The organism is Pseudomonas sp. 06C 126 (genome assembly GCF_001855215.1).
GTDB classification, from domain to species: domain Bacteria; phylum Pseudomonadota; class Gammaproteobacteria; order Pseudomonadales; family Pseudomonadaceae; genus Aquipseudomonas; species Aquipseudomonas proteolytica.
Genome location: NZ_MIFU01000074.1, coordinates 83,721 through 109,230, shown reverse-complemented (window position 1 = coordinate 109,230; position 25,510 = coordinate 83,721). Strand labels below are relative to the sequence as shown.

Sequence of the window (25,510 nt, the reverse complement as noted above, 5' to 3'; positions counted from 1 at the left end):
GGTAGCTCGTCGGGCTCATAACCCGAAGGTCGTCGGTTCAAATCCGGCTCCCGCAACCAAACATCAAAAAAGGCTACTCGAAAGAGTGGCCTTTTTTGTATCCGTAGAAAAAGTTCTTTTGAAACAATGGCATGGCATCTTTCATGAAACCGCGCGCGGGTTTCGGAGTCCTTCCATTTGCAGGCTATGCTCAAGTCTCGAGCACATCCTTGCGCGACTAATGGACGCTGTCGCCGGCCCCGGTGATCCGCGTTACTATTTGTAATTATTTTGTCCATAGGGATTGGTAACTTGGCTGGATACCCCCATCCTGTCGCGCACAATCCAAGAGGTGATTGATGCGCGCCAATTCGTCTGAACCACAAGACAACATCACAGCTACACAACCGATCGCGCCCACCCGCCTGCGCTGGCTGGATCTGTTGAGCAAGTATCGGCAACCCATTGGGTTGGCGGTCACGTTGCTGCTATTTGCAATCGCTTTGATCGCCTGCCGCCACTTGTTGCTAGAGCTGGATCTGTACGCCCTCCACGATTCGATCCTGGAAGTACCGAAGCCGTCCCTGTTGGGCGCCTTCGCCGCTGCGATCGCCGGGTTCATCATTCTATTGGGCTACGAATTTTCCGGGGCGCGCTATGCCGGAGTAAAACTTCCTGCTAGAACCCTGGCCTACGGCGGCTTTACTGCTTTCGCCATCGGTAATGCGATTGGCCTGTCGATGCTGTCTGGCGGCTCAGTGCGCTACCGTTTATATGCACGGCATGGCATTGGGGCTTCGGAAGTGGCCCATATGACCGTATTTGCCAGCCTGGCCCTGGGCTGTGCCCTGCCGCCGCTCGCCGCACTGGCGACCTTGAGCAACCTGCCCGCCGCGTCCAGTGCCTTGCATTTGCCTGCAGCACTGCTCGGCGCAATCGCAGGCGCGGTACTGCTGCTCTCTGCCGTGCTGTGTATCGGGATCTATCGCCGCCGCTTGCCAGAACAACCCTACCCCGACAACCTGCTGGTCAAGGCCGGCCGCCGCACCTTGCGCCTGCCTGGGCGCCGCCTGACCTTCCTGCAATTGATCATCACCGCCCTGGATGTCGCTGCCGCCGCGACCGTTCTCTATCTGTTGCTACCAGAAGCCCCGCCGTTCGGCCCGTTCCTGCTGGTGTACCTGCTGGCGCTGGCGGCGGGTGTCCTCAGCCATGTACCGGGCGGCGTCGGCGTGTTCGAAGCGATTTTGCTGGCCGCGTTTGCCGACAAGCTCGGCGCCGCGCCGCTGGCCGCCGCCCTGCTGTTGTATCGCATGATCTACGTTGTGCTGCCGTTACTGATCGCGTGCATCTTCCTGCTGATCAACGAGGCCCAACGGCTGTTCCAGACCCAGCAGAGCCTGCGGGTCGCCTCAGGCCTCGCGGCCCCGGTACTGGCCGTGCTGGTTTTTTTGTCCGGGGTGGTGCTGCTGTTCTCCGGCGCCACCCCGGAAATCGACTCACGCCTGGAAAACATCGGCTTCCTGATTCCCCACCGCCTGATTGACGCCTCGCACTTTGGTGCCAGCCTGATCGGCGTGCTGTGCCTGCTACTGGCCCAAGGCCTGCGTCGACGCCTGTCGGCAGCCTGGATGCTGACCATGGTGCTGTTGCTGGTGGGCGCCCTGCTCTCGCTGCTTAAAGGCTTCGACTGGGAAGAAGCCAGCCTGATGACCACCACCGCAGTGCTGCTGGCGATCTTCCGGCGCTCGTTCTACCGTGCCAGTCGCCTGACCGAGCTGCCCTTTTCGCCGCTGTACCTGGTGGCCAGCGTCTGCGTGCTGGGTGCTTCGATCTGGCTGCTGCTGTTTGCTTACCAGGATGTGCCTTATAGCCATCAACTGTGGTGGCAGTTCACCCTCGACGCCAACGCCCCGCGCGGCCTGCGCTCGCTGCTGGGCGCCGCCATCTTGCTGGTGATTGTGTCCCTGACCTGGCTGTTGCGCACCGCCCGCCCTGTGATCCACCTGCCAACCGCCGATGAGCTGGAGCGCGCCACCAAGATCCTGATGGCCTCGTCGCAACCCGACGGCGGCCTGGCACTGACCGGCGACAAGGCCCTGCTATTTCACCCCAACGACGAAGCGTTCCTGATGTACGCCCGGCGCGGCCGCAGCCTGGTGGCGCTGTACGACCCGATCGGCCCGACCCAGCCCCGGGCCGAGATGATCTGGCAGTTCCGCGACCTCTGCGACATTCACCACGCCCGCCCGGTGTTCTACCAGGTGCGCGCGGAGAACCTGCCCTTCTATATGGACATTGGCCTGACTGCGATCAAGCTGGGCGAAGAGGCCCGGGTCGATCTCAAGCGCTTTGACCTGGAAGCCAAGGGCAAGGAGATGAAGGATTTGCGCTACACCTGGAACCGCGGGACCCGGGACGGCCTGTCCCTGGAAGTCTTCGAGGCGGGCCAGGCGCCGATGGACGCACTGAAAGTCATCTCCGATGCCTGGTTGACCGGTAAGAACGTGCGCGAAAAAGGCTTCTCCCTGGGCCGTTTCAGCGACGAATACCTCAAGCACTTTCGCATTGCGGTGATTCGCTTCGAAGGCCAGCCGGTGGCGTTCGCCAACCTGCTGGAGACCTACAGCCATGATCTGGCCAGCCTCGACCTGATGCGCGCGCATCCCGAAGCGCCAAAGCTGACCATGGAGTTCATGATGATCGGCTTGATCCTGCACTATAAGAGCCACAACTATGCACGCTTCAGCCTCGGCATGGTGCCGTTGTCGGGCTTGCAGCCGCGCCGTGGCGCACCGCTGACCCAGCGCCTGGGCTCGATGGTGTTCCGCCGTGGCGAGCAACTGTATAACTTCCAAGGTTTGCGCCGCTTCAAAGACAAGTTCCAGCCTGACTGGGAACCTCGTTACATGGCCGTGCCCGCAGGACTTGATCCGCTGGTGGCACTGGCCGATACCGCCGCCCTGATCGCGGGCGGCTTGACTGGATTGGTGAAACGCTGATGATTCGACGCTCCTGGCGGTATGTATTGGCAAGCCTGGTGGTGCTGGCCCTGATCCTCGGTGGCGGCTACTGGTACTGGAATCGCCCCGCCCCTCAACCGACCCTGGAACAACTGCCCCAGGCCGACGGCTCGACCATGACCCGTGTGACCCCTGGCACCAGCGCCAAGGCCCGTGTAGCGGTAGCCGTGATGGCCGACGCCAGCCTGACCGACAGCCAGCTGATTGCCCTGAGCCAGGGCGGCAGCGCGCAGATCGTGCAAGTGATCCTGCCCAAGGACGACTGCAAGCTGCAAGAACAAGCCCTGCAAGCGGCCCTCGGCCAGCTCAAGGGCCCGGCCACCCTGGTCAGCGGCATCGGCCCTGGCGCCGCGCTGGCCTGGCGCTGGCTGGCAACGCAGAACGACGACAAGGCCAACGCCATCTCCGTAGGCTTCGCCCTGGTCCAGGAAAGTTGCAAGGACCCACTGCCCAAGACTGCCGCCCACGGCAACTGGCTGGTGGCCTGGAACGATAACCCTGACGACGAAAGCGCCAGCTTCGTACGCGACACGCCGCGTGCCACCACCAGCATCAGCGACTACGACATCAACTACCCGCAGGTATTGAACAACGAGCTGCGCAAGCAACTGGTGGGTTCGGACAATGGCGGCCTGGCGATCCCGGTGGTTGAAGTGCCGGCCGGCCAGGCCAAGGACACCGTGACCCTGTTCCTTTCCGGCGACGGCGGCTGGCGCGACCTGGACCGCGACGTGGCCGGCGAGATGGCGAAGATCGGTTACCCGGTGGTCGGTATCGACACCCTGCGCTACTACTGGCAGCACAAAAGCCCGGAGCAGAGCGCCAAGGACCTGAGCGAGCTGATGCAACACTACCGGCAAAAATGGGGCACCAAGCGTTTTGTGCTGACCGGCTATTCGTTCGGCGCCGATGTGCTGCCAGCCATCTACAACCGCCTGCCGGAAGCCGAGCAGCAACGGGTAGACGCTATTATCCTGCTGGCCTTCGCCCGCACCGGTAGCTTTGAGATCGAAGTGGAAGGCTGGCTGGGCAATGCCGGCAAAGAGGCAGCCACCGGCCCGGAAATGGCCAAGCTGCCAGCAGCCAAAGTGGTGTGCATCTACGGCGAAGAAGAGGTCGACGAGAGTGGCTGCACCGACAAGACCGCCGTGGGTGAAGCCATGAAACTACCGGGTGGCCATCACTTCGACGAGAACTACCCGGCACTGGCCAAGCGCCTGGTGGATATCATCGAGAAGCGCCAGGCCAAGGCCGAGTAAACGCCCATCCTGTAGGAGCCAGTTTCCTCAGGCACTAAAAAGCCCCCGCTGCCGCACGGCAACGGGGGCTTTTTGTTGGGCTACATTTCTACCTGGGTGCCCAGCTCAATCACCCGGTTCACCGGCAGCTTGAAGAAGCGCAGGTTGCCGTTGGCGTTCTTCAGCATGAAGGCGAACAACCCTTCCCGCCAGCGCGCCATGCCCTCAAGCTTGGAGGCGATGACCGTCTCGCGGCTGAGGAAGTACGTGGTGCGCATGGGGCTAAAGTCCAGGTCATCCAAGTGGCACAGCTTCAGGGCTTCGGGCACGTCCGGCTCATCGGTAAAGCCGAAGTGCAGGATCACCCGGAAGAAGCCGTCACCGTAGGAGTCCACCTCGAAGCGGCGCTGGGCCGGGACGCGCGGGATGTCTTCATAGACCACCGTCAACAGCACCACTTGCTCGTGCAGCACCTGGTTGTGCAGCAGGTTATGCAGCAGGGCGTGGGGCACCGCGTCCGGGCGGGCGGTGAGGAACACCGCCGTGCCCTGTACGCGATGGGGCGGTTGCACGCGAATGCTGCTGATAAAGATCGGCAGCGGCAGCCCGCCCTCGTCCAGGCGCTCCACCAGCAATTGCTTACCGCGCTTCCAGGTGGTCATCAACACAAACAGCACGATCCCCGCCAGCACCGGGAACGCGCCGCCCTGGACGACTTTCGGCACGTTGGCCGCGAAGAACAGGCCATCCACCAGCAAAAAGCCCAGCAAAACAGGCACTGCCAATACCGGCGGCCACTTCCACAACAGCAGCATCACGGCGGATACCAGGATGGTGGTCATCAGCATGGTGCCGGTCACAGCCACCCCGTATGCCGAGGCCAGGGCGCCCGAGGACTCGAAGCCCAGCACCAGCAGGATTACACCGACCATCAGCGACCAGTTCACCGCGCCAATATAGATCTGGCCCTGTTCGGCGCTGGAGGTGTGCTGGATATGCATGCGCGGGATGTAACCCAACTGGATCGCCTGGCGCGTCAACGAGAACGCACCGGAAATCACCGCCTGGGATGCAATCACCGTCGCCAGGGTGGACAACCCCACCAGTGGCAGCAATGCCCAGCTTGGCGCCAGCAGGTAGAACGGGTTGCGCGCGGCTTCGGGGTCGCCCAGCAACATCGCGCCCTGGCCAAAATAGTTGAGCACCAGCGCCGGCAGCACCAGGATGAACCAGGCGCGGGCAATGGGTTTGCGGCCGAAGTGGCCCATGTCGGCATACAGCGCCTCGGCACCGGTCAAGGCCAGCACCACCGCGCCTAGGATCGCCACGCCGATACCCGGATGCACCATGAAGAAACGCACGCCCCACATCGGGTTCATCGCGTTGAGCACTTCGGGGTGCTGGACAATGCCATAGATGCCCAGGCCGCCCAGCACCAGGAACCAGGTGACCATCACCGGCCCGAACAGCTTGCCGATGCGGTCTGTCCCGTGTTTCTGGATCAGGAACAACCCCACCAGCACCACCAGCGCAACGGGCACCACCCAGTGCTCCAGGCCATCGAACGCCAGTTCCAGGCCCTCGATGGCCGACAATACCGAAATCGCCGGGGTGATCATGCTGTCGCCATAGAACAGCGCCGCGCCGCATAGGCCGCACACCACCAGGAAACTGCGCAACCGCGGGTGATTGCCGGCCGCCCGTCGGGCCAGTGCGGTAAGGGCCATGATGCCGCCCTCACCCTGGTTGTCGGCGCGCAGTACGAACAACATGTACTTGATCGACACCACCCAGATCAGCGACCAGAAGATCAGGGCCAGGATCCCCAGCACCCCATCATGATTGACCTGGACCCCATAACCACCGGAAAACACCTCTTTAAGGGTGTAGAGAGGGCTGGTACCGATATCACCGTAGACCACCCCGACAGCTGCCACCAACATGCCAATTGGCTTTGCGCTGGAATGCCCGGCACCTGCCGCCTGACTATTTGCCTGACCCATCAACCACTCCTGCCCTTTTGACCCGAGGTCTTTTATAAACAGCACAGCTGTACAGCTAAGCCTAAGCTGTCCACAGCATGCGCTGTTTTACTTCTAGTAACAGATGATTTGTTGACCATCGGCTTTACACAAGTGCAACGGCGCGAAGCATAGCGCAGCACTCGTCGTATTTCCCTGCATAAAGCTGGTCAAGCGCGTTTCCCGCCGCTAGAATTGCGCACTTTTTGATCAGAGGCACATCAAGTGCCCGTCCGCTGCCCTGTCGTGCCCGACTGGCGGCGTCATTCAATACCGAGGTTAGACATGTCCACCACCATCGCAAAAGCCAACCCCAAGGTTGGCTTTGTTTCCCTGGGTTGCCCGAAGGCGCTCGTCGACTCCGAGCGCATCCTCACCCAACTGCGCATGGAAGGTTACGATGTCGTGTCCACCTACCAGGACGCCGATGTGGTGGTGGTCAACACCTGTGGCTTCATTGACTCGGCCAAGGCAGAGTCTTTGGAAGTGATCGGCGAAGCCATCAAGGAAAACGGCAAGGTGATCGTCACCGGCTGCATGGGCGTGGAAGAAGGCAATATCCGCAACGTGCACCCAAGCGTGCTGGCCGTGACCGGCCCGCAGCAGTACGAGCAGGTGGTCAACGCTGTGCATGAGGTGGTGCCGCCGCGCCAGGATCACAACCCGTTGATCGACCTGGTGCCGCCGCAAGGCATCAAGCTGACGCCACGTCATTACGCTTACCTGAAGATTTCCGAAGGCTGCAACCACAGCTGCAGCTTCTGCATCATCCCGTCGATGCGCGGCAAGCTGGTCAGCCGCCCGGTGGGTGATGTGCTGGACGAAGCCCAGCGCCTGGTCAAGTCTGGCGTCAAAGAGCTGCTGGTGATCTCCCAGGACACCAGCGCCTACGGCGTCGACGTGAAGTACCGCACCGGCTTCTGGAATGGCGCGCCGGTGAAAACCCGCATGACCGAACTCTGCGAAGCCTTGAGCAGCCTGGGTGTGTGGGTACGCCTGCACTACGTGTACCCGTACCCACACGTCGACGAATTGATCCCGCTGATGGCCGCCGGCAAGATCCTGCCGTATCTGGACATCCCGTTCCAACACGCCAGCCCGAAAGTGCTCAAGGCCATGAAACGCCCGGCGTTTGAAGACAAGACCCTGGCGCGGATCAAGAACTGGCGCCAGATCTGCCCTGAGCTGATCATCCGTTCGACCTTTATCGTCGGCTTCCCCGGCGAAACCGAAGAAGACTTCCAGTACCTGCTGGATTGGCTGACCGAAGCCCAGCTCGATCGCGTCGGCTGCTTCCAGTACTCGCCAGTGGAAGGTGCGCCAGCCAACCTGCTGGACCTGGCCGTGGTGCCGGATGACGTCAAGCAGGACCGTTGGGAGCGTTTCATGACCCATCAGCAGGCCATCAGCTCGGCACGCCTGCAACTGCGTATCGGCAAGGAAATCGAAGTACTGATCGACGAAGTGGACGAGCAAGGCGCGGTAGGCCGTTGCTTCTTCGACGCTCCGGAAATCGACGGTAACGTATTCATCGACGATGCCAGCGGTCTCAAGCCAGGCGACAAGGTGTGGTGCACAGTCACCGACGCCGACGAGTACGACCTCTGGGCGCAAAAACGCGACTAAGCTGTAAAAAATTGAAAAAGCCCTGCTTCTGGACAAGATGCGGGGCTTTTTTAGGTCTATCGTTTGCCCCATCACCGCCAACAAGCAGCAAGGAGCAGCGGGCATGGGCCAGCACTCGGTTATTCACACGCCTAAACCCAGCGACTATCAGGAGCTGACCCGGATCTGGGAGGCATCGGTGCGGGCCACCCATGACTTCCTGCCGCAAAGCTACATCGAGCGCCTGCGACACCTGGTGCTGACGCGTTACCTCGATGCGGTGATGCTGATCTGTACCAAGGACGCGCGCCAACGGATCACCGGATTTGCCGGTGTCGCCGCAGGCAAGGTCGAGATGCTGTTCATCGACCCGCAGTACCGGGGCCAGGGCCTGGGGCGGCAATTGCTGCACTATGCCGTTGCGTCGATGAATGCCGATGAACTGGACGTCAACGAACAGAACCCACAGGCCCTGGGCTTCTATATCAAGCAAGGTTTTGAAGTAATCGGGCGCACCGAGCATGACGGCATGGGCCAGCCCTATCCCTTGCTGCACATGCGTTTGCGCCAGGCCCAGCAAACACGCAGCGGCTGACACAACCCAAATCAAATGCAGGAGCTGGCTTGCCTGCGATGCGGTCAACTCGGTGCATCAGGTAGGCCGAGGTGATGCCATCGCAGACAAGCCAGCTCCCACAAAAAGCGCGAGCACTGAAATGGGGCCGGGATTAACCGGCGCCAGGCAGGTACAATAGCGGCCCCCTTTTGTTACGGCCCTTGTCATGACTGACCCCATACGCCTCTCCAAACGCCTTATCGAACTGGTCGGTTGCTCCCGTCGGGAGGCCGAGCTGTTCATCGAAGGCGGCTGGGTCTCGGTGGATGGCGAAGTGATCGACGAGCCGCAGTTCAAGGTCACGACACAAAAAGTCGAACTTGATCCCGAGGCCAAGGCCACGGCTCCGGAGCCGGTGACTATCCTGTTTCATGCCCCGGCCGGCGTGGACGTCGACAGCGCGATGCAATCCCTGAGCGCCGAGACGCTGTCGGAAGAACACCGCTTCAGCAAGCGCCCGCTCAAAGGCCACTTCCTGCGCCTGACCGCCAGCGCCGATCTGCAAGCCAAGGCCAGCGGCCTGCTGGTGTTTACCCAGGACTGGAAGATCCTGCGCAAGCTGACGGCCGACGCCGCCAAGATCGAGCAGGAGTATGTGGTCGAGGTCGCAGGCGACGTGGCAGAGCACGGCCTGAACCGCCTCGCCCACGGCCTGATGTACAAAGGCAAGGAATTGCCGGCGGTCAAAGCCAGCTGGCAGAACGAAAACCGCCTGCGCTTTGCCCTGAAAAACCCGCAGCCCGGCATCATCGCCCTGTTCTGCGAAGCCATTGGCCTGAAGGTTGTGGCCATTCGCCGCATCCGCATTGGCGGCGTGTCCATCGGCAAGGTGCCGGTCGGCCAGTGGCGCTACATGTCCGGCAAAGAAAAGTTCTAAGCCACCCTATCTATCGACATCGCCCGCCCGGGCGGTGTCTACAGTCGAATACCAGGATTGCCCACCATGATTCACAATGACGTACTGCGCAGCGTGCGCTACATGCTCGACATCAGCGACAACAAGATGGTCGAGATCATCAAGATCGGCGGCATGGAAGTGTCCAAGGAAGACCTGCTGACCTACCTCAAGAAAGACGAGGAAGAAGGCTTCGTGTTCTGCCCCGACGAGGTCATGGCGCATTTCCTCGATGGCCTGGTGATCTTCAAGCGCGGCAAGGACGAAAGCCGTCCACCACAGCCGATCGAAACCCCGGTGACCAACAACATCATCCTCAAGAAGCTGCGCGTGGCCTTCGAACTCAAGGAAGACGACATGCACGCCATCCTCAAGGCCGCCGAGTTCCCGGTGTCCAAGCCAGAGCTGAGCGCGCTGTTCCGCAAGTTCGGCCACACCAACTATCGTCCGTGTGGCGACCAGTTGCTGCGTAACTTCCTCAAGGGCCTGACCCTGCGGGTTCGCGCGTAAGCCATGAATTACAACGTCTCGCCCGTGGGCTTCGTGCGCTCCTGCTTCAAGGAGAAGTTCGCCATCCCGCGCCAGCCACAACTGGCGCCCGCCGCACGGGGCGTGTTGGAGTTGGTGGCGCCGTTCGACCAGGGTGAGGCGGTGCAAGGCCTGGAGCAGGTCAGCCATGTGTGGCTGCTGTTCCTGTTTCATCAGGCCCTGGAAGACAAGCCGCGCTTGAAAGTGCGCCCACCGCGCCTGGGCGGCAACACATCCATGGGTGTATTTGCCACCCGCGCAACCCATCGCCCCAATGGGATCGGCCAGTCGGTGGTGAAACTGGACAAGGTGGAGCCGGGCCGGCTGTGGGTTTCCGGGATCGATCTGCTCGATGGCACGCCGGTATTGGATATCAAGCCGTATGTGCCGTATGCCGACATCATCGACACGGCCACCAACAGCATTGCCAGTGCCGCACCGGCGCTGATCCCCGTGCAATGGCTGAAGACCGCCCTGCAACAGGCTCACACCCACGCTCAGCGCCTTGGCGAGCCGTTGGTGGAGCTGATTGAACAATGCCTGGCGCAGGATCCACGCCCGGCCTATCAGACGCCCGGGCCAGAGCGCGAATACGGCGTGCGGTTCTGGGATGTGGATGTGCGTTGGCACTATCCCGAGGCGGGGATGATTTGTGTGCTTGAAGTGGTTGCCGCGCAGTAAATCGCAGCAATGAAAAAGCCCGCACTGCCTTCACAGGCAATGCGGGCTTTTCTTTGCAAACGCCTTCACCTGTAGGAGCGAGCTTGCTCGCGAAGAACCCAAGGGCAGCGCGTCAACTCGACCGCGTTAACGTTGACGACTTTCGCGAGCAAGCTCGCTCCTACAGATGTGCCGGGGTCACTTCTCGACGAAGGCGCGTTCGATCAGGTAGTCACCCGGCTCACGCATCCGTGGCGAAACCTTCAGGCCGAAGCTGTTCAGCACTTCGCTGGTCTCATCCAACATGCTTGGGCTGCCGCACAGCATGGCGCGGTCGTCTTCAGGGTTGATCGGCGGCAGGCCGATATCGCTGAACAGCTTGCCGCTGCGCATCAGGTCGGTCAGGCGGCCTTCGTTTTCGAAGGGTTCGCGGGTCACGGTTGGGTAGTAGATCAACTTTTCACGCAGCGCCTCGCCGAAGAATTCGTTCTGCGGCAGGTGTTCGGTGATGAATTCGCGATAGGCGACTTCGTTGACGTAACGCACACCGTGGCACAGGATCACTTTTTCAAAGCGCTCGTAGGTTTCCGGGTCCTGGATCACGCTCATGAAGGGGGCGAGACCAGTACCGGTGCTGAGCAGGTACAGGTGCTTGCCCGGCTTCAAATCGTCCAGCACCAGGGTGCCAGTCGGTTTTTTGCTGATGATGATCTCGTCGCCTTCCTTCAAATGCTGCAATTGGGAAGTCAGCGGGCCATCCGGAACCTTGATGCTGAAGAACTCCAGATGCTCTTCCCAGTTCGGGCTGGCGATGGAGTAAGCGCGCATGAGCGGGCGGCCGTTAGGCTGTTGCAGGCCGATCATCACGAACTGACCGTTCTCAAAGCGCAAGCCCGGGTCGCGGGTGCACTTGAAGCTGAACAGAGTGTCGTTCCAGTGATGAACACTGAGGACACGCTCGTGGTTCATGTTGCTCATGTACGGGGAACTCCTGGAAATGGGTCTGCGCCAAAATGATAGGTGCGCAATTGCACAGTATTCTAATGGCGGCGACAATATCTGTTAACTGGATTATTAAGATAAGGGTTATCGGTTATATCGATATGCGATTTACTCTCCGTCAACTGCAAGTCTTCGTCGCCGTCGCCCAGCAGGAAAGTGTGTCACGCGCTGCTGGCCTTCTGGCCTTATCTCAATCCGCCGCCAGCACCTCGATCACCGAGCTGGAGCGCCAATCCAGCTGTCAATTATTCGACCGCGCCGGTAAACGCCTGAGCCTCAACGCCCTCGGCCATCAACTGCTACCCCAGGCGGTGGCGCTGCTGGACCAGGCCAAGGAGATCGAAGACCTGCTCAACGGCAAGTCTGGCTTCGGTTCCCTGGCGGTCGGCGCCACCCTGACCATCGGCAATTACCTGGCCACCCTGCTGATCGGCAGTTTCATGCAGCAGCATCCCGAGAGCCAGGTGAAGCTGCATGTACAGAACACTGCGCATATCGTGCATCAGGTTGCGCATTACGAAATTGATCTGGGTCTAATCGAAGGCGACTGCAGCCACCCGGACATCGAGGTGCAAACCTGGGTCGAGGATGAGCTGGTGGTGTTCTGCGCGCCGCAGCATCCCCTGGCCCAGCGCGGTCAGGCGACCATGGAGCAACTGACCCATGAAGCCTGGATCCTGCGGGAACAGGGCTCCGGGACACGCCTGACCTTTGATCAAGCCATGCGCCATCATCGCAGCGCGCTGAACATCCGCCTGGAGCTGGAGCACACCGAGGCGATCAAGCGGGCCGTGGAGTCAGGATTGGGGATTGGCTGCATTTCACGCCTGGCGTTACGGGATGCGTTCCGCCGTGGCAGCCTGGTGCCAGTGGAGACGCCGGACCTGGACCTGGCCCGGCAGTTCTACTTTATCTGGCATAAACAGAAGTACCAGACCTCGGCCATGCGCGAGTTCCTCGAACTGTGCCGCGCCTTCACCGCTGGGGTGCAGCGCAGCGACGAGATCGTACTGCCGAATATCGCCTAGATCAGGATTACGGCCCACACCACGGTGATCATGGTCAGCGCCACGAATTGCGCGGCGCTGCCCATGTCCTTGGCGTTTTTCGACAGGGGGTGGCGATCCAGGGAAATCCGGTCGATTGCCGCTTCCACGGCCGAGTTGAGCAACTCGACAATCAACGCCAGCAGGCACACGGCGATCAGCAGTGCGCGCTCTACGCGGCTGACCGTGAGGAAGAAGCTCAACGGAATCAGGATGACATTGAGCAAGACCAACTGGCGAAAGGCCGCCTCGCCGGTGAAAGCCGCACGCAGGCCATCGAGGGAGTAACCCCCGGCGTTGAAGATACGTTTGATACCGGTTTGACCCTTGAAAGGCGACATAGGTAGGCAACTGAGCAAAAAAGATGGGAGGAAGCTAGAGCACGCCTGGTCAAAAAAGCGTGAATCGAGCCACCCTACGAGTGGGAAATTGACTCAAGTTGTTGCAACAGCAGCGCCGCCTGGGTCCGGGTGCGCACACCCAGCTTGCGGAAAATCGCGGTAACGTGCGCCTTGATGGTCGCTTCGGATACGCTCAATTCATAGGCGATCTGCTTGTTCAGCAAGCCTTCGCAGACCATGGTCAACACACGGAACTGCTGGGGCGTAAGGCTGGCGAGCCCTTCCTGGGCAGCCTTGGCTTCGGCGGACACGTTGATTTCTTCGAAGGCCTGGGGCGGCCACGAGACGTCACCGTCCAACACCGTACGCACCGCTGTTTGAATCTGCTCCATGGAACTGGATTTGGGGATAAAACCACTGGCCCCGAACTCCCGGGAACGCACTACGATATCGGCCTCTTCCTGGGCCGACACCATCACCACCGGAATCTGCGGATATTGCCCGCGTAACAGCACCAAGCCGGAAAACCCGTAGGCGCCGGGCATATTCAGGTCCAGCAGCACCAGATCCCAATCGGTCTTGTCAGTCAGGCGGGCTTCCAGTTCCGCGATGCTGCCCACTTCCACCAGGCGTACATCCGGGCCCAGGCCCAGTGTGACCGCCTGGTGCAGCGCGCTGCGGAAAAGTGGGTGGTCATCGGCAATCAGGATTTCGTATGTGGCCATTTATTAAATGATCCTGTTTTTTATGGGAGCACCGATGGGTTCGGTGCTCACCAACGTACGAGGTGCCAGCCAGCGGCTGTCACGAACAGTTACGCTTGATGGCATTTTAGCCGGCTCAGGCGTTGCAGTGCCATCATGCAAAGGTCATCTGGCCCCAATGCCTACAGATAAGGGGCAAGACGCGTGTGGACGCTGTCCGTCGGGTCCAGGGCCAACTGGAACTTGGCCGCCAGGTAATGGGTACTGAACACATCCAGGTAGGCATCCAGCACTTCACTGGCCTGCTGGTCCTGGGCCAGTTCCAGGCACAAGGCAGCCACTTCGGCCGTGCAGAAATGGTCATCGCGTTTGGAACGGCGCAATTTGTAGCGCGATAGCTGCTCCGGCTCCAGGCTCAGTACCGGCAGGTGTTCCAGATACGGGCTCTTGCGGAACATCTTGCGCGCTTCGCTCCAGGTGCCGTCCAGCAGGATGAACAACGGGCGCTTGCCATCCGCCACCTTGACCTGGTTGACCACCCGCTGCGGCGCCACAAACTCGCCGGGAAAGACGATGTAGGGCTGCCATTGCGGGTCGGCCAGCAGCGCCAGCAGTTCAGGTTCGACGGCCGTGCGCGCCCAGGGGAAGGCGCTGGTGTCGTCGATGACATCAGCGATCAGCCAACCGGTATTGCTGGGTTTCATCGGTTCCACGTCGTGCATCAACAGGCACATGGCCGACTTGGCCGCGACCTTGGGGCGCCAGGCGCACAGGCAGTATTCGGGGATGACCCGGCACCTGGGGCAACGTTCGGCACGCGAGCCACGGGCAACAAAGGGGCTCACGGCACGGGCCAGGCGCTGGGTACGCAGACGGAACACTGCGTGGCTCATAGCGGGTGCCGTTGTGAAGCGATGAAAATCAACACGGACAAAACTCGGGGCAGGCAAAAGTGCCGGCAGTTTACCAGAGCCGCCCAGCCAATACGCCTGGCCGTCGCGGCTGCCGGTCACCTATAATCCCGCGCCACTGAACGCACAGCGCAGTGACGGGTCTATGGACCAGTAACCGAATCAGGAGAGTTTCATGCTGCGTCTTATGTTGCGTCTTGCCGCCCCCACCGTCGCCCTGGCGCTGGTATTGCCCTTGGGCGCCCAGGCAGCCTCCCTGGTGGAGCTGCAAATGAACAAGAAACTGCAAAGCGTCGCGGCAGAAAGCAACAAAGACCTGCCCAGGGAAATTGATGAACAAACCCTGGAAGTGGCCTACACCGTTGAAGGCATGCATCTGATTGACCACCTGAGCGTGCTGCCAGAACGGGCCGAACAAATGCGCGCCAACCCCAAGGCTGTGTATTTCCAGCTGGGGCAAAGCGTTTGCCTGAACAAAGGCTATCGCGAGTTGATGGCCAAGGGCGCCGTGATGCGCTACGAAATCACCGAGAACAAGACCAATCGCCCGGTGGCGTCGGTCAAGTTCGTTGAAGCTGATTGCCCGGCCCCAGCCAAGAAGAAAAAGTAAGTACCTTCCCCAAGAGCCATGTGGCGAGGGGGCCTGTCCTCTCACCACAACGCCTCCTGCAAAACCTTCGTCAATCCCCATTAAGTTATTGCCAGACAAGACTTTAGGGGCTCATGATCGAGTGATCCGGTAACATTTCCAGGGTAAAAAAGGTTGCCCTCGAGTGGCTTGCAGTGCCAAGGTTTTTAATCACAAGGAACATACAGAGCCTGTTTCGTCGCCGTCAGCAGCCTGCAATAAGACGCCTGGGCTCTGTAACGAAGGAGAAGCTGAATGCCTGATCAAACGAATGACCTCCTGACCCGTCATTTTCCAGAGAACGGGGCCGACCTCACGCAGCAGGTCGAAGCGCAACTCAACCTGATTGCCCCCAGCAGCCCGAATATTCCGCTTTATCGCGACATGATCCTCACCGTGCTACGCATGGCCCAGGACGACCGTGACCGTTGGAACGCAAAGATCACCTTGAAAGCCATTAATGAACTGGACCATGCATTTCGCGTGCTCGAACAGTTCAAGGGCCGCCGCAAGGTCACTGTCTTCGGTTCGGCCCGTACCCCGGTTGAAAGCCCGCTCTATGCCCTGGCCCGGGAAGTGGGCGCAGCCCTGGCCCGCTCAGACCTGATGGTCATTACCGGTGGTGGCGGCGGCATCATGGCCGCGGCCCACGAAGGCGCTGGCCTGGCCCACAGCCTGGGGTTCAATATCACCCTGCCCTTTGAACAGCATGCCAACCCGACCATTGATGGCACGGAGAACCTGCTGTCGTTCCATTTCTTCTTTACCCGCAAACTGTTTTTCGTCAAGGAAGCCGACGGCTTGGTGCTGTGCCCAGGGGGCTTCGGCACCCTGGATGAAGCGCTGGAAGTACTGACGCTGATCCAGACGGGCAAGAGCCCACTGGTTCCCGTGGTGCTGCTAGACGAGCCAGGCGGTGGATTCTGGAAAGGCGCCCTGGATTTTATTCGCAGCCAGTTGGAGGCCAACCGCTACATCCTGCCTACGGATCTAAAGCTGGTGCGCCTGGTACACAGCGCGGAAGAGGCAGTGAATGAAATCAACCAGTTCTACGCCAACTTCCACTCCACCCGCTGGCTCAAGCGCCAGTTTGTGGTACGCATGAACCACCCGCTCAGCGAGCGCGCATTGGCGCATATGCAGACCGAATTCGCTGACCTGCGGTTGAGTGATGACTTCCAGCAACTGGCCTATGGGGGTGAAGAACACGATGAAGCACGCTTCAGCCACCTGACGCGTCTGGTGTTCAATTTCACCGGCCGCAACCAGGGGCGGTTGCGGGAGTTGGTGGATTACATCAACTTGCCGGAAAACTGGGCGCAGGCCCAGGGTAAAACACAGCAACGGCTGACGCCCGAGCCAGCGTGATGCCGTAAAACGCAAAAAAGGCCCGCTATTTTCATAGCGGGCCTTTTTGTATAAACGCAAAATCTTTGTAGGAGCTGGCTTGCCAGCGATAGCGGTCTATCTGTCATTGTACTGATACCTGGCCCGCCGCTATCGCCGGCAAGCCGGCTGCTACAAAGGGTTCACGCTTCAGTCGTCCAGATCACGACCGCTCAACAAGCGGCTGATCATCTCCATCGAAAATCCGCGATAGCTCAAAAAACGCCCTTGCTTGGCACGCTCACGGGAATCAATCGGCAGATGGCCGGCAAACTTGCGGCGCCAGGTGTCTTCCAGTTGTGCTTGCCAACTGATGCCACACTCACGCAGCGCCAGATCGATATCGGCGCGTTGCAAGCCTCGCTGGCTCAGCTCTTCGCGAATCCGCGCAGGCCCGTAGCCCGAGCGTGCCCGGTAGGAAACAAAACTTTCGAGATAACGGGCTTCCGAAAGCAGCCCCTCTTCCGTCAAGCGGTCGAGGGCTGTTTCGATCATTTCGGGAGGGGCGCCACGCTGACGCAGTTTACGCGTCAGCTCGACACGACCATGCTCGCGACGTGCGAGCAGGTCCATTGCCGTACGCCGTACCGCAACCAGCGTATCGAGTACAACGGTCATCGTTGGGCTCAGATATCAGCGTCGGCTTCTGCCATGTCGTCAACAGGTTCGCGGTTGGCGGCGGCCTTGACGTCTGGCGCTGGGGTCAGCAGCTTGTCGCGGATCTGCTTCTCAAGGGTCGCCGCAATATCGGGGTTGTCCTGCAGGAACTTGGCCGAGTTGGCCTTGCCCTGACCGATCTTGCTGCCGTTGTAGGCATACCAGGCACCGGACTTCTCGACAAAACCGTGCAGCACGCCCAGGTCGATCATCTCGCCGTTCAGGTAAATACCCTTGCCGTAGAGAATCTGGAACTCAGCCTGACGGAATGGCGGAGCCACCTTGTTCTTCACAACCTTGACGCGGGTTTCGCTACCGACAACCTCGTCACCTTCCTTCACCGCGCCGGTACGACGGATGTCCAGGCGGACCGAAGCGTAGAACTTCAGCGCATTACCACCGGTAGTGGTTTCCGGGCTGCCGAACATCACGCCGATTTTCATCCGGATCTGGTTGATGAAGATCACCAGGCAGTTGGCGTTCTTGATGTTACCGGTGATTTTACGCAGGGCCTGGGACATCAGACGGGCTTGCAGGCCGACGTGCATGTCGCCCATTTCGCCTTCGATCTCGGCCTTCGGCACCAGGGCCGCCACGGAGTCGACCACGATCACGTCGATGGCGTTGGAGCGCACCAGCATGTCAGTGATTTCCAGCGCTTGTTCGCCGGTGTCCGGCTGCGAAACCAGCAGGTCGTCAACATTGACGCCCAGCTTGCCAGCGTATTCAGGATCCAGGGCGTGCTCGGCATCAACGAACGCACAGGTGGCGCCCATTTTTTGTGCCTGGGCAATCACCGACAGGGTCAGGGTGGTTTTACCAGAAGACTCCGGACCGTAGATTTCAACGATACGGCCTTTTGGCAAGCCGCCAATGCCGAGCGCGATGTCCAGACCCAGAGAGCCAGTGGAAATAGCCGGGATCGCCTGACGGTCGTGATCGCCCATACGCATTACGGCACCCTTGCCGAATTGACGTTCGATCTGACCCAGGGCCGCAGCCAAGGCTTTCTTCTTGTTGTCGTCCATTAAAGTCCTCACGTAATCAATAAGGCCTGACGGCCAACACCTGTATAAGTAGACAGTATTGTTCCATAAAGATCGGGGATCGCCTACCCCTGATTTTCTATTTCTGCTGCAGCTCGTCGCAACAGCCCCTCTAATGCGGCCTTTACCGTTTGTCGGCGGACCTCGTCGCGGTTGCCAGGGAAGTGCTGGCACTCGGCCGTAACCTCGTCACCCACACCCCAGGCCAGCCAGACGGTGCCTACCGGTTTGTCCGGCGAGCCGCCATCGGGGCCCGCCACACCGCTGACCGCCACGGCAAACCGCGCCAGGCTTTTTTCCTGGGCGCCACGGGCCATCGCCTCGACCACTTCACGGCTCACCGCGCCGACCTTGGGGAACAACCCTTGCGGCACATTCAACTGGCGGGTCTTCTGCCGATTGGAGTAGGTCACGTAGCCGGCCTCGAACCAGGCCGAACTTCCGGGGATCCGCGTGATGGCTTCAGCGATACCGCCACCGGTACAGGATTCAGCAGTGGTGACGTGGGCATTGAGCACCTGCAAACGCCGGCCAAGTTCGGCGGCGAGTTGGGTTATTTCCTTCACGGTCGTCTCCAGGAAAGTGCGGGGGTTTGCCTACCCTACAGGAGCCCATCGGCCACGCAAGCTGCAGACAGCGTCAACAGATTACCGGGCGATAGCCTGCACATAGGCCTGGCAGGCCCGCAGCGCGATCAATCCGTTATCACCGGCATCGGTGATGCCGATAATTCGTTGAGCATGCGCCGGGTCAAGTCGGCCTCGCGGGGTTCCATGAACCACGCCGCGGGTGGCGGCGGTGGCTCGCATTGCGGGGCTGTCGACGGGGTCGCTGGCGTCGAGAAGGACTGACAGGCGCACATCAGCAGTGGCCAACCGATCACGCAGATAAACCTGATTACGCTGTGCATCGCGCAACTCCCGTGTGTGCTGTTGGTCGCTGGCGCGCAGTTGTTGCTCCAGAGCCTGGCGCTTGTGTTGTTCGGCCTGGTGCTGAACCAGTGCCGCCTGGCTTTGCTGGCTGAGCACCTGTGAATGCCGCGCGGCCTGGCGTTCAAAGGCCAGGCCATGGCGCCAGGCCTGGACCTGCCAACTGGCCGCCGCCGGGATGAGCATCAGCAGAGCAATAACCAGCATGCGCCCGCTCAGTTGCATAGCACCGCCCTCGCCTTCGCCCACAGTTGCTGGCGATGCTCCAACCCATTGAGCCCGCCATTGATCCGGCGGGTGATGGTGGTGAATTGGTCCTGGTCAGCCAGTTCATTCAAGCCATGGCTGTGCCAGAACCAGGCGGCGGATTCGGCCGCCCATTGCGGTTGCTCCAGCAACTCAGGAAAGTGCAGCAGGCGCTCATCGCCAAACAGCGCCCGGCTACAGGCCAGGTAATTGCTTCGCCCGGTAATCTGGATCAGCCCACGGCCGCGGTACTTCTGGCCGTCACCGTCGGCTTCGGGGCTATTACCCAAGCGTGCGGCCAAGGTGCCAGTGTCGTATTTGCTCAGGTAGCGCTCGCCACCCAGTTCACGCACGTAGCGCAACTCACCGGACTCATGGCCGACCTGGGCGATAAAGGCTGCCATGCGTTGGGGGGCAGTGATGTCGCGGTGAAGCATGGCGGCGTTCAGCGCCGAAATAAAAACGCCCGCTTGGGCGCGGGCATTGGGCAGGATCTGTTGCAATTGCGTCAGTGTCATCATCCTTGATCTCCACGGCCTAAGAGGCCAATCCACGGGCCATGATCGAACTGCGATAGCCCGTCGCCGTGTCACCTGCATGGGTCACCTTGTCAATCGACCAGCGCCCCTGCATATACCCCGGCCAGGTCTCATCCAGCAGCAACAGCCCTTCGGCGGACAGCAACGGGTTGCCAGGGCAATCGATGGCGATGGTCAGCCCTTCGCGACCCACCCGGCGCAACTCGCCCTCGGCCACGGAGCGCGCCTCGGTTTCGCTCTGGCAACGTTGGCGCAAGGTCTTGAACGGCGCGATCCCCACCTCGACCACACGCTGGCGAGAAGCCGCGGCATCCCACCAATTGACACGGCAGCCCTGGTATTTGGCCCGGGCACTTTCATCCACCCGCGCGCTGATAAATGCCTGCTCGCCAGGACGGTTGTCATGGGTCACCGACAGCCGCACATCCGGCAACTGCTGGCCCGACAACGACTTGACCTGACCGCTTTCGGCCAGCACATACAACTCGTTGATCGGTTTGGTCACTGCTTTGTAGCGCCTGGCCAGGCGGGTGATGAAGCCCATGTCAGTCTCATTCGACTGATCGATATGGTCGATCACAACCCCGTCCAATGCCGGCGCCACCCGGGGTGAAAACCCGTGCCGCGTGGCCAGTTGGCGAAACAACGCGCCCAGGGTCGTGGGACCATGGCTGGCGGAGCGGCGCTGACGGTAACCGCTTGGGTCCATCACGCTGAACGGCGCCGCCGTGGCCACGATCGCCAGGCGCATGGGAAACAGGTAGGGAGTGCGCTGGGTGATCACAAACTCGCCTTTTTCCACCAGCCCCGACTCGCGGTACCCCACGCGCAAGCCGATCTTGGCGCCCAGGCTCGGCAGGCCCTCCAGGCCCTCGATATTGATGGTCAGCTCCAGACGGTCGGATTCGATGCCCGCCGCGTCGGTGTGTTTCCACTGCATCAGCCGTGGGTTGATCAACGCCGCGTTGGCGCCGTAGATCTCCACGACCGGGGTAAATCCCATAGCCATGCCGCCTCCTTAATCCCAGGCTGAAACGGGTGTTGCGACACCCGGTTGCGCATCCATCTCGGGCACGATCACCCATACGCCCGCCGGCAACACCGGGCCCTGCTCGGCAAGCCCGGGGTTCAAGCGCCAGAGGGTTTCTTCGGCCGCGTCATCGCAACGCCCCAGCTCGCGGTAAAGCAGCAGGTTGACCGAATCACCGGCAATACTTCGCACTCTACGCATTGACGAACTCCTCCAGCACCAGCGACCAGGTGACCACCATGGCCGTTCCGTCATCGATCACATTGGACTGGTTTTCCGTGAGCGCGGTTATGCGCCACAGCCCCCAGTTGCGGCCGATACCATCGACCAGCGGCAGCGGCGCCCGGGCATCCTGCAAGGCACGCAATTGATCGAGGCGCTGCATGCCAACGGCCGCCATGGCGGTACCGGCGAAGGTCAGTTTTTCCAGCTTCTGGCCGTTCTGTCGCGACTGGGGCTTGCTGGCAATAATCTCCAGGTCGCCCCAGCCGCCATCACTGCTGCGCTGGAGCGTGGAATAGGCGAACCCTCGGGCCAGCCCGAAAATAAAGTCGCCCAGCACCATCTGCTGTCGCATTAATCACCTCCATCGGTCAGTGCCGCATTGCGCCGAACCGCCAAAGAGTCGGTGAGCATCGGCACGCATTGGTTTTGCAGGGATTGCAGAACCCGGTCGACCACCTGCTGAGCGTCTGCGGGGTTGACGCCGGTGATCTGGATGCTCGGTGCCAGGGTGACCTGGACGTTGTCCGAGCGAGCGCTGTTGAGGTTTTTGCTCAAGGCCTCGGGTGATGGCAGGCGGTCACTGGGGCCGAACAATTTTTCACCGAGCCAACTACCGCCCTCGCCGCCCAACAGGCCACCGATAACGCCGCCCACCGCAGTGCCCACGCCAGGGAATACCAGGGTGCCAAGGGCCGCTCCGGCAGAAGCGCCGGCCCATGCGGCACCGGCGGTACCGAGGCCGCTGCCGACGGCTCGCATGTTGCCGCTGCGCACGCCCTGGACGACGTTGATGGCGGCATCGGCGGAGCGCAATGGCGTCAACCTGCGCACGCCGATGGACCCCAGCCGGCTCAGGGTTGGGACCAGGCGGGAGGCTGGGGCCTTGCGCAGGCCGAGGGCTGATGCACTCTTTAATAGCAACGCCTTGCCTGCGCTCAACCCACGGGTAGAAACCCTTCGCCGGCTGACGCTTACCGCAGTCACCCGCGCCAGGAACCCCGTTTTCAGGCCGTCAAACATCTTGCCTGCGCGCTCGCCCAGGCTCCTCATGATTGCCATGGGCCCAGTGGCGCTCCTGCCGGTCCCTGAGGTTTTTCTCGGCATCGGTGGGCTGGTGCGGCCAGTGCCGTTTTGCCTCACCGTTTTTCGTGACCCTTTGGGCCCGTAACGAGCCCGCCCGGTCAAGGGTTCGCTGGCGCCTGGGCAGCAGCAGTCCTTGCTATCGTCCCGGAACAATTTCCCGACGTAGGGCAACTTGCCCAGCGTTGCATCGACTACCTTGCCCGATACCCGGCTCTTGACCGTATCAAGCAAGCTTTCACCCACCCATTTGGAACTCTTGCTCAACCAGGACTCAGTCGCCGAGGCCTTGTCTTCGGGCGCAGCTTGCGGCGCACTGGTCATGGCTTCAACGACCGTGCCGCCCAGCGGTCCACCCGTGATAAACAGGGTGCCATTGAGGGTTTCCAGGCTCTCGCGCAGGCGCACCTGTTCCTCGGTCAACGCGTGGATATGCAGGCTGGCGTTGGCCAGGGCCAGGCTCAGCTCAGACGGCGGCTCGGTTGCGCCGCCCACACTGGAGGCGCCAACCAGACTTTCGTCCTGTGCTTCAAGCAGGCCCGGCAGTTGCAAGGCTCCACTTTCGGCCAGCCCGGGAAAGGTCATCCAGCGTTTGTCTTCGTCGGCGAGCTTGAGCGTATATCGAGGGTCTTGCATCTCGCTCTACTCCTATTTGACGCCAAGGCGATTAATCGCGATGTCGTAGCGGCGCAATGCTTTTGCGGCATCCCATTCGAGAATTTCCGCTTCGTTTACCGAGTAAACCAGCGGGACGACGTCGAGGATTACTTCGATGTCGCGCTGCGAAAGAAGTCCGCCGGTTTGTTTAAAAAATCGTCGATGCGCTCCTGCAGTTGTGTCCAGTCGGGCACGGCCAGGCCGTCCAGATCGGGGATCATCAGGCCGGTGCAGTGCGAGGTAATGAACTCGGCGCGCTCTTTGTTCGTGGCGAGTTTTTTCATCACCTTGGTGGCACGCAGGGCGGGCATTTCCAGGGTGACGCTGGTCAACACGCGGCCGGCCACTTCCAGCGGCAGCAGCAGTTGCACCTGCTCGCCAGGCTCGGTGGAGTCGCCCAGAAAGAACGAGGTCGGGCGCGTCGACATGTCGTGTACGTGCTGGGCAATGCTCACGTAGTCCGGGCGCTTAAGTTGGTCGAGTTCCTTTTCCGAGAGGCCGGTGGCCAGTTTGGCCAGTTCGAAGAACTGGTCGTCCTCGTCCTCGCCGGCGCGGGCCAACGCTTGTTTTTGCGCGGCGTAGAACAAGGGTTTGAGTTGGATCTGCTCGATGCTCGCACCGCTGTCGGCGGTGATCGGCGCCAGCAGGATATGCAGGGGTGGCTTCCAGGCCATGGGCGAAATTCCTTGAGTAAAAATGTTGGACCCGTCGTGGGCACGGTCAATGGAGGAGCTGGCTTGCCTGCGATACAGGCAGCGCGGTCTTTCAGTTGAACAGAGGTGATGCAATCGCAGGCAAGCCAGCTCCCACACTGACCGTGACTATTTCAGATGGGTGAAAAGGCTTACGGCATCAGCACCGCGCGCCGGGCATCACCGAGGATGTCGACGCCGTTGAGCATGAACTTCTGGGTGCGTACGTCGATGTCGATCACCGGCACGCCGTTGTCCAGGCGCTGGTAGGTGCGGCAGGACAGATCCAGTGTAGTGGTGGCCTTGTCGCCCATCTTCAGCTTGGCCTCGTCCAGGGATTTGAGCTTGCCGCCGACGGTGTGGTAGGTGAAATAGGTCTTGCCGTCCTGGTCCTGGCCCGCTTCGCGCACGTTGAGCAGGATGTCGTCGCCCAAGCGCACACCCAGGGCCAGCATGATTTCAGGACCGGCGCCTTGCAGCACCAATTTGGCGTTCAGCACCTTGGCGCTCTTGGCCATTTCTTCGGCGATAAAGCGCCCGCCGGACATGGGCTCCATTTCGAATTCGATCTTCGGCGGGGTGAACTCTTCGACGGTCGCCGACAGCGGCAGGCCCTGGAGGGTGGCCGCAATGGCCTGTCTGACTCGGTTGGTAAACATTAGAGAACGTCCTCCAGGAATTGCTCGATGATTTCATCGCGGGCATTGAGTTGATAAACCATGTGTTCGTTCGGCGCGTAGCGGCCGTAGTCGATCACGATGAACCAGGTGCCGTTCTTGTACTTCTCGACACTGTTGAGTTCCGGGTGCAGGTACACGCTGCCGCCCGGGATGGTCTCGTCGGCCACCAGGGTTTGCAGCCAGTCGTTGATGCGCTTGACCTCCTGGTCCATGAACGACTTGGTCAGGTTGTGCGCCATGGCTTTCTGCCCGGCCTTGACCAGCTTGCGGCTGATGGCGTCTTCCAGGCCCACATAGCTGATGAACTTGCCGGTGATGGAGCGGTTACCCAGCAGCGAGAAGCCGCCGAGGATGGTGCGCGCGTAATAGCTCACGCCGTAGCGGTTGAGCAGGTCGCCCTCGGTGGAGGTGTCGAGGATGTTGTACTCGACCACCCGCGACACGTCTTCGGCGAAGGTCACCTGGTTGCCTGGGCTCTCCCACTGCTTGACCTTGGCCAAGGCGGCGATGGCCAGGGACGACGGCGCGAGGAACACGTTTTTCTTCGCCGCCTTGGAGTACACCGACGGCATGTTGTGTACCAGCAGGCAGCGGTCGAAACCCAGGTCGGCGCCACCCAGCTCGCCGCTGTAGGTCACTTGATCGGCGACGCTGGCGTCTTTGCCGTCCAGCACCACGCGGGCCTTGATGCGCTTGCCGAAAGCGGCAAACTCACCGGCCACGGCCTTGGTCCCGGTAAAGCCTGGCGCGCCAATGATCGTCAGGTCTTCCGGGACGCTGCCAAGCGCCGCGAGGCCCAGTTTGCGACCGGTCACCGGCTCATTGCCGCCGATCACGTTATTAAGCGTATCGGCGGGCGTGCTGCCCTCTTCGACGATCACCACATAGACCGGCACCTTGACCACTTTGAGGATCTGGTACACCGCATGAAACAGCGTGCCCGACTCGGCGCCGGTAGGGTCCAGCAGTGCCTGGGCGGTGAAGCTGTTGATGCGAAACGGGGCGTTTTTCGGGATCGACAGGTGCGCATTGGGCGCAGTACCGACCAGGCCGATCACGTTGTCACCCAGGCCACCCATGGCCTCGGGGGATTCGCTGGCATTGACGGTGATGCCGTTATGCTCGAAGTTCAAAACCTCAGCCATG

General features: G+C 61.0%; 27 protein-coding genes. 10 read left to right on the top strand and 17 right to left on the bottom strand.

What is annotated here, in order from left to right:
- The first annotated feature begins 338 nt into the window (after positions 1 to 338).
- Together mprF and BHC62_RS09305 are read left to right on the top strand one after the other, a co-directional pair.
- Positions 339 to 2,981, top strand: coding sequence for a bifunctional lysylphosphatidylglycerol flippase/synthetase MprF (gene mprF / locus BHC62_RS09310; RefSeq protein ID WP_070994812.1), 2,643 nt, complete (start codon positions 339 to 341; stop codon positions 2,979 to 2,981).
- Positions 2,981 to 4,261 (top strand): virulence factor family protein, encoded by a 1,281-nt coding sequence (locus BHC62_RS09305; RefSeq protein WP_070994811.1) that lies wholly within the window; start codon positions 2,981 to 2,983, stop codon positions 4,259 to 4,261. Before mprF ends, BHC62_RS09305 begins: the two co-directional genes overlap by 1 nt.
- Before the next feature lie 80 nt (positions 4,262 to 4,341).
- Here BHC62_RS09305 and BHC62_RS09300 read toward each other — a convergent pair whose 3' ends face one another.
- Positions 4,342 to 6,243, bottom strand: a complete 1,902-nt coding sequence (locus tag BHC62_RS09300; RefSeq protein WP_029295342.1) for a potassium transporter Kup — start codon at positions 6,241 to 6,243, stop codon at positions 4,342 to 4,344.
- 303 nt (positions 6,244 to 6,546) lie between these two features.
- Here BHC62_RS09300 and rimO point away from each other — a divergent pair, with 303 nt between their 5' ends.
- The 5 genes from rimO (at position 6,547) to tsaA (ending at position 10,586) form a co-directional block, all read left to right on the top strand.
- Positions 6,547 to 7,887, top strand: a complete 1,341-nt coding sequence (gene rimO, locus BHC62_RS09295; protein ID WP_070994810.1) for a 30S ribosomal protein S12 methylthiotransferase RimO — start codon at positions 6,547 to 6,549, stop codon at positions 7,885 to 7,887.
- A 103-nt stretch (positions 7,888 to 7,990) separates the two neighbouring features.
- Positions 7,991 to 8,461: a GNAT family N-acetyltransferase gene (locus tag BHC62_RS09290; protein WP_029295335.1), complete on the top strand. Its 471-nt coding sequence runs from the start codon at positions 7,991 to 7,993 to the stop codon at positions 8,459 to 8,461.
- Positions 8,462 to 8,648: 187 nt separating this feature from the next.
- Positions 8,649 to 9,359 (top strand): rRNA pseudouridine synthase, encoded by a 711-nt coding sequence (locus BHC62_RS09285; RefSeq protein ID WP_029295333.1) that lies wholly within the window; start codon positions 8,649 to 8,651, stop codon positions 9,357 to 9,359.
- Between the two features lie 66 nt (positions 9,360 to 9,425).
- Positions 9,426 to 9,887, top strand: coding sequence for a DUF1456 family protein (locus BHC62_RS09280; protein ID WP_029295331.1), 462 nt, complete (start codon positions 9,426 to 9,428; stop codon positions 9,885 to 9,887).
- A gap of 3 nt (positions 9,888 to 9,890) precedes the next feature.
- Positions 9,891 to 10,586 (top strand): tRNA (N6-threonylcarbamoyladenosine(37)-N6)-methyltransferase TrmO, encoded by a 696-nt coding sequence (gene tsaA / locus BHC62_RS09275; RefSeq protein ID WP_070994809.1) that lies wholly within the window; start codon positions 9,891 to 9,893, stop codon positions 10,584 to 10,586.
- A gap of 177 nt (positions 10,587 to 10,763) precedes the next feature.
- Here the strand turns inward: tsaA and fpr are convergent, their stop codons facing one another.
- Entirely contained in the window at positions 10,764 to 11,543 is a 780-nt protein-coding gene (gene fpr, locus BHC62_RS09270; protein WP_003172178.1) for a ferredoxin-NADP reductase, read from the bottom strand.
- 125 nt (positions 11,544 to 11,668) lie between these two features.
- Between fpr and BHC62_RS09265 the strand changes: the two genes are divergently transcribed.
- Entirely contained in the window at positions 11,669 to 12,595 is a 927-nt protein-coding gene (locus tag BHC62_RS09265) for a LysR family transcriptional regulator (protein WP_029295328.1), read from the top strand.
- On the opposite strand, the gene BHC62_RS09260 is transcribed toward BHC62_RS09265, so the two are convergent.
- The 3 genes from BHC62_RS09260 to BHC62_RS09250 form a co-directional block, all read right to left on the bottom strand.
- Positions 12,592 to 12,954 (bottom strand): diacylglycerol kinase, encoded by a 363-nt coding sequence (locus BHC62_RS09260; protein WP_029295326.1) that lies wholly within the window; start codon positions 12,952 to 12,954, stop codon positions 12,592 to 12,594. The genes BHC62_RS09265 and BHC62_RS09260 overlap by 4 nt on opposite strands.
- 74 nt (positions 12,955 to 13,028) lie before the next feature.
- On the bottom strand, positions 13,029 to 13,679 hold the full coding sequence (gene erdR, locus BHC62_RS09255) for a response regulator transcription factor ErdR (protein ID WP_029295324.1): 651 nt from the start codon (positions 13,677 to 13,679) through the stop codon (positions 13,029 to 13,031).
- 161 nt (positions 13,680 to 13,840) lie between these two features.
- On the bottom strand, positions 13,841 to 14,551 hold the full coding sequence (locus BHC62_RS09250; RefSeq protein WP_070994808.1) for a tRNA-uridine aminocarboxypropyltransferase: 711 nt from the start codon (positions 14,549 to 14,551) through the stop codon (positions 13,841 to 13,843).
- Positions 14,552 to 14,744: 193 nt separating this feature from the next.
- On the opposite strand from BHC62_RS09250, the gene BHC62_RS09245 reads away from it, so the two are divergent.
- Positions 14,745 to 15,179 (top strand): PA3611 family quorum-sensing-regulated virulence factor, encoded by a 435-nt coding sequence (locus tag BHC62_RS09245; protein ID WP_070994807.1) that lies wholly within the window; start codon positions 14,745 to 14,747, stop codon positions 15,177 to 15,179.
- Between the two features lie 273 nt (positions 15,180 to 15,452).
- The gene (locus BHC62_RS09240) at positions 15,453 to 16,565 is read left to right on the top strand and encodes a TIGR00730 family Rossman fold protein (RefSeq protein WP_070994806.1); all 1,113 of its coding nucleotides are present in this window, start codon (positions 15,453 to 15,455) and stop codon (positions 16,563 to 16,565) included.
- Positions 16,566 to 16,733: 168 nt separating this feature from the next.
- Here BHC62_RS09240 and recX read toward each other — a convergent pair whose 3' ends face one another.
- The 12 genes from recX to BHC62_RS09180 form a co-directional block, all read right to left on the bottom strand.
- Positions 16,734 to 17,201 carry a recombination regulator RecX gene (gene recX / locus BHC62_RS09235; protein WP_029295315.1) on the bottom strand — a complete coding sequence of 156 codons (468 nt, stop codon included), beginning with the start codon at positions 17,199 to 17,201 and terminating at the stop codon, positions 16,734 to 16,736.
- Between the two features lie 8 nt (positions 17,202 to 17,209).
- Positions 17,210 to 18,268, bottom strand: coding sequence for a recombinase RecA (gene recA / locus BHC62_RS09230; RefSeq protein ID WP_029295312.1), 1,059 nt, complete (start codon positions 18,266 to 18,268; stop codon positions 17,210 to 17,212).
- 83 nt (positions 18,269 to 18,351) lie between these two features.
- Entirely contained in the window at positions 18,352 to 18,852 is a 501-nt protein-coding gene (locus tag BHC62_RS09225; protein ID WP_029295310.1) for a CinA family protein, read from the bottom strand.
- An 81-nt stretch (positions 18,853 to 18,933) separates the two neighbouring features.
- Entirely contained in the window at positions 18,934 to 19,422 is a 489-nt protein-coding gene (locus BHC62_RS09220; RefSeq protein ID WP_256324299.1) for a lysis system i-spanin subunit Rz, read from the bottom strand.
- Positions 19,423 to 19,430: 8 nt separating this feature from the next.
- Positions 19,431 to 19,979, bottom strand: a complete 549-nt coding sequence (locus BHC62_RS09215; RefSeq protein ID WP_029295304.1) for a glycoside hydrolase family 19 protein — start codon at positions 19,977 to 19,979, stop codon at positions 19,431 to 19,433.
- A 19-nt stretch (positions 19,980 to 19,998) separates the two neighbouring features.
- Positions 19,999 to 21,009 carry a contractile injection system protein, VgrG/Pvc8 family gene (locus BHC62_RS09210; protein WP_070994804.1) on the bottom strand — a complete coding sequence of 337 codons (1,011 nt, stop codon included), beginning with the start codon at positions 21,007 to 21,009 and terminating at the stop codon, positions 19,999 to 20,001.
- 9 nt (positions 21,010 to 21,018) lie between these two features.
- Positions 21,019 to 21,231 (bottom strand): tail protein X, encoded by a 213-nt coding sequence (locus BHC62_RS09205; protein WP_070994803.1) that lies wholly within the window; start codon positions 21,229 to 21,231, stop codon positions 21,019 to 21,021.
- Positions 21,224 to 21,607, bottom strand: a complete 384-nt coding sequence (locus BHC62_RS09200; protein ID WP_070994802.1) for a phage tail protein — start codon at positions 21,605 to 21,607, stop codon at positions 21,224 to 21,226. The genes BHC62_RS09205 and BHC62_RS09200 overlap by 8 nt, the downstream gene beginning before the upstream one ends.
- Complete coding sequence (locus tag BHC62_RS28905; RefSeq protein WP_070994801.1) at positions 21,607 to 22,971, bottom strand: hypothetical protein; 1,365 nt, start codon at positions 22,969 to 22,971, stop codon at positions 21,607 to 21,609. Before BHC62_RS28905 ends, BHC62_RS09200 begins: the two co-directional genes overlap by 1 nt.
- 128 nt (positions 22,972 to 23,099) lie before the next feature.
- Positions 23,100 to 23,666 carry a phage tail assembly protein gene (locus BHC62_RS09190; RefSeq protein ID WP_029295295.1) on the bottom strand — a complete coding sequence of 189 codons (567 nt, stop codon included), beginning with the start codon at positions 23,664 to 23,666 and terminating at the stop codon, positions 23,100 to 23,102.
- A 170-nt stretch (positions 23,667 to 23,836) separates the two neighbouring features.
- Positions 23,837 to 24,343: a phage major tail tube protein gene (locus BHC62_RS09185; RefSeq protein WP_070994800.1), complete on the bottom strand. Its 507-nt coding sequence runs from the start codon at positions 24,341 to 24,343 to the stop codon at positions 23,837 to 23,839.
- Positions 24,343 to 25,509: a tail protein gene (locus BHC62_RS09180; RefSeq protein ID WP_029295293.1), complete on the bottom strand. Its 1,167-nt coding sequence runs from the start codon at positions 25,507 to 25,509 to the stop codon at positions 24,343 to 24,345. Before BHC62_RS09180 ends, BHC62_RS09185 begins: the two co-directional genes overlap by 1 nt.
- Position 25,510 lies beyond the last annotated feature (1 nt).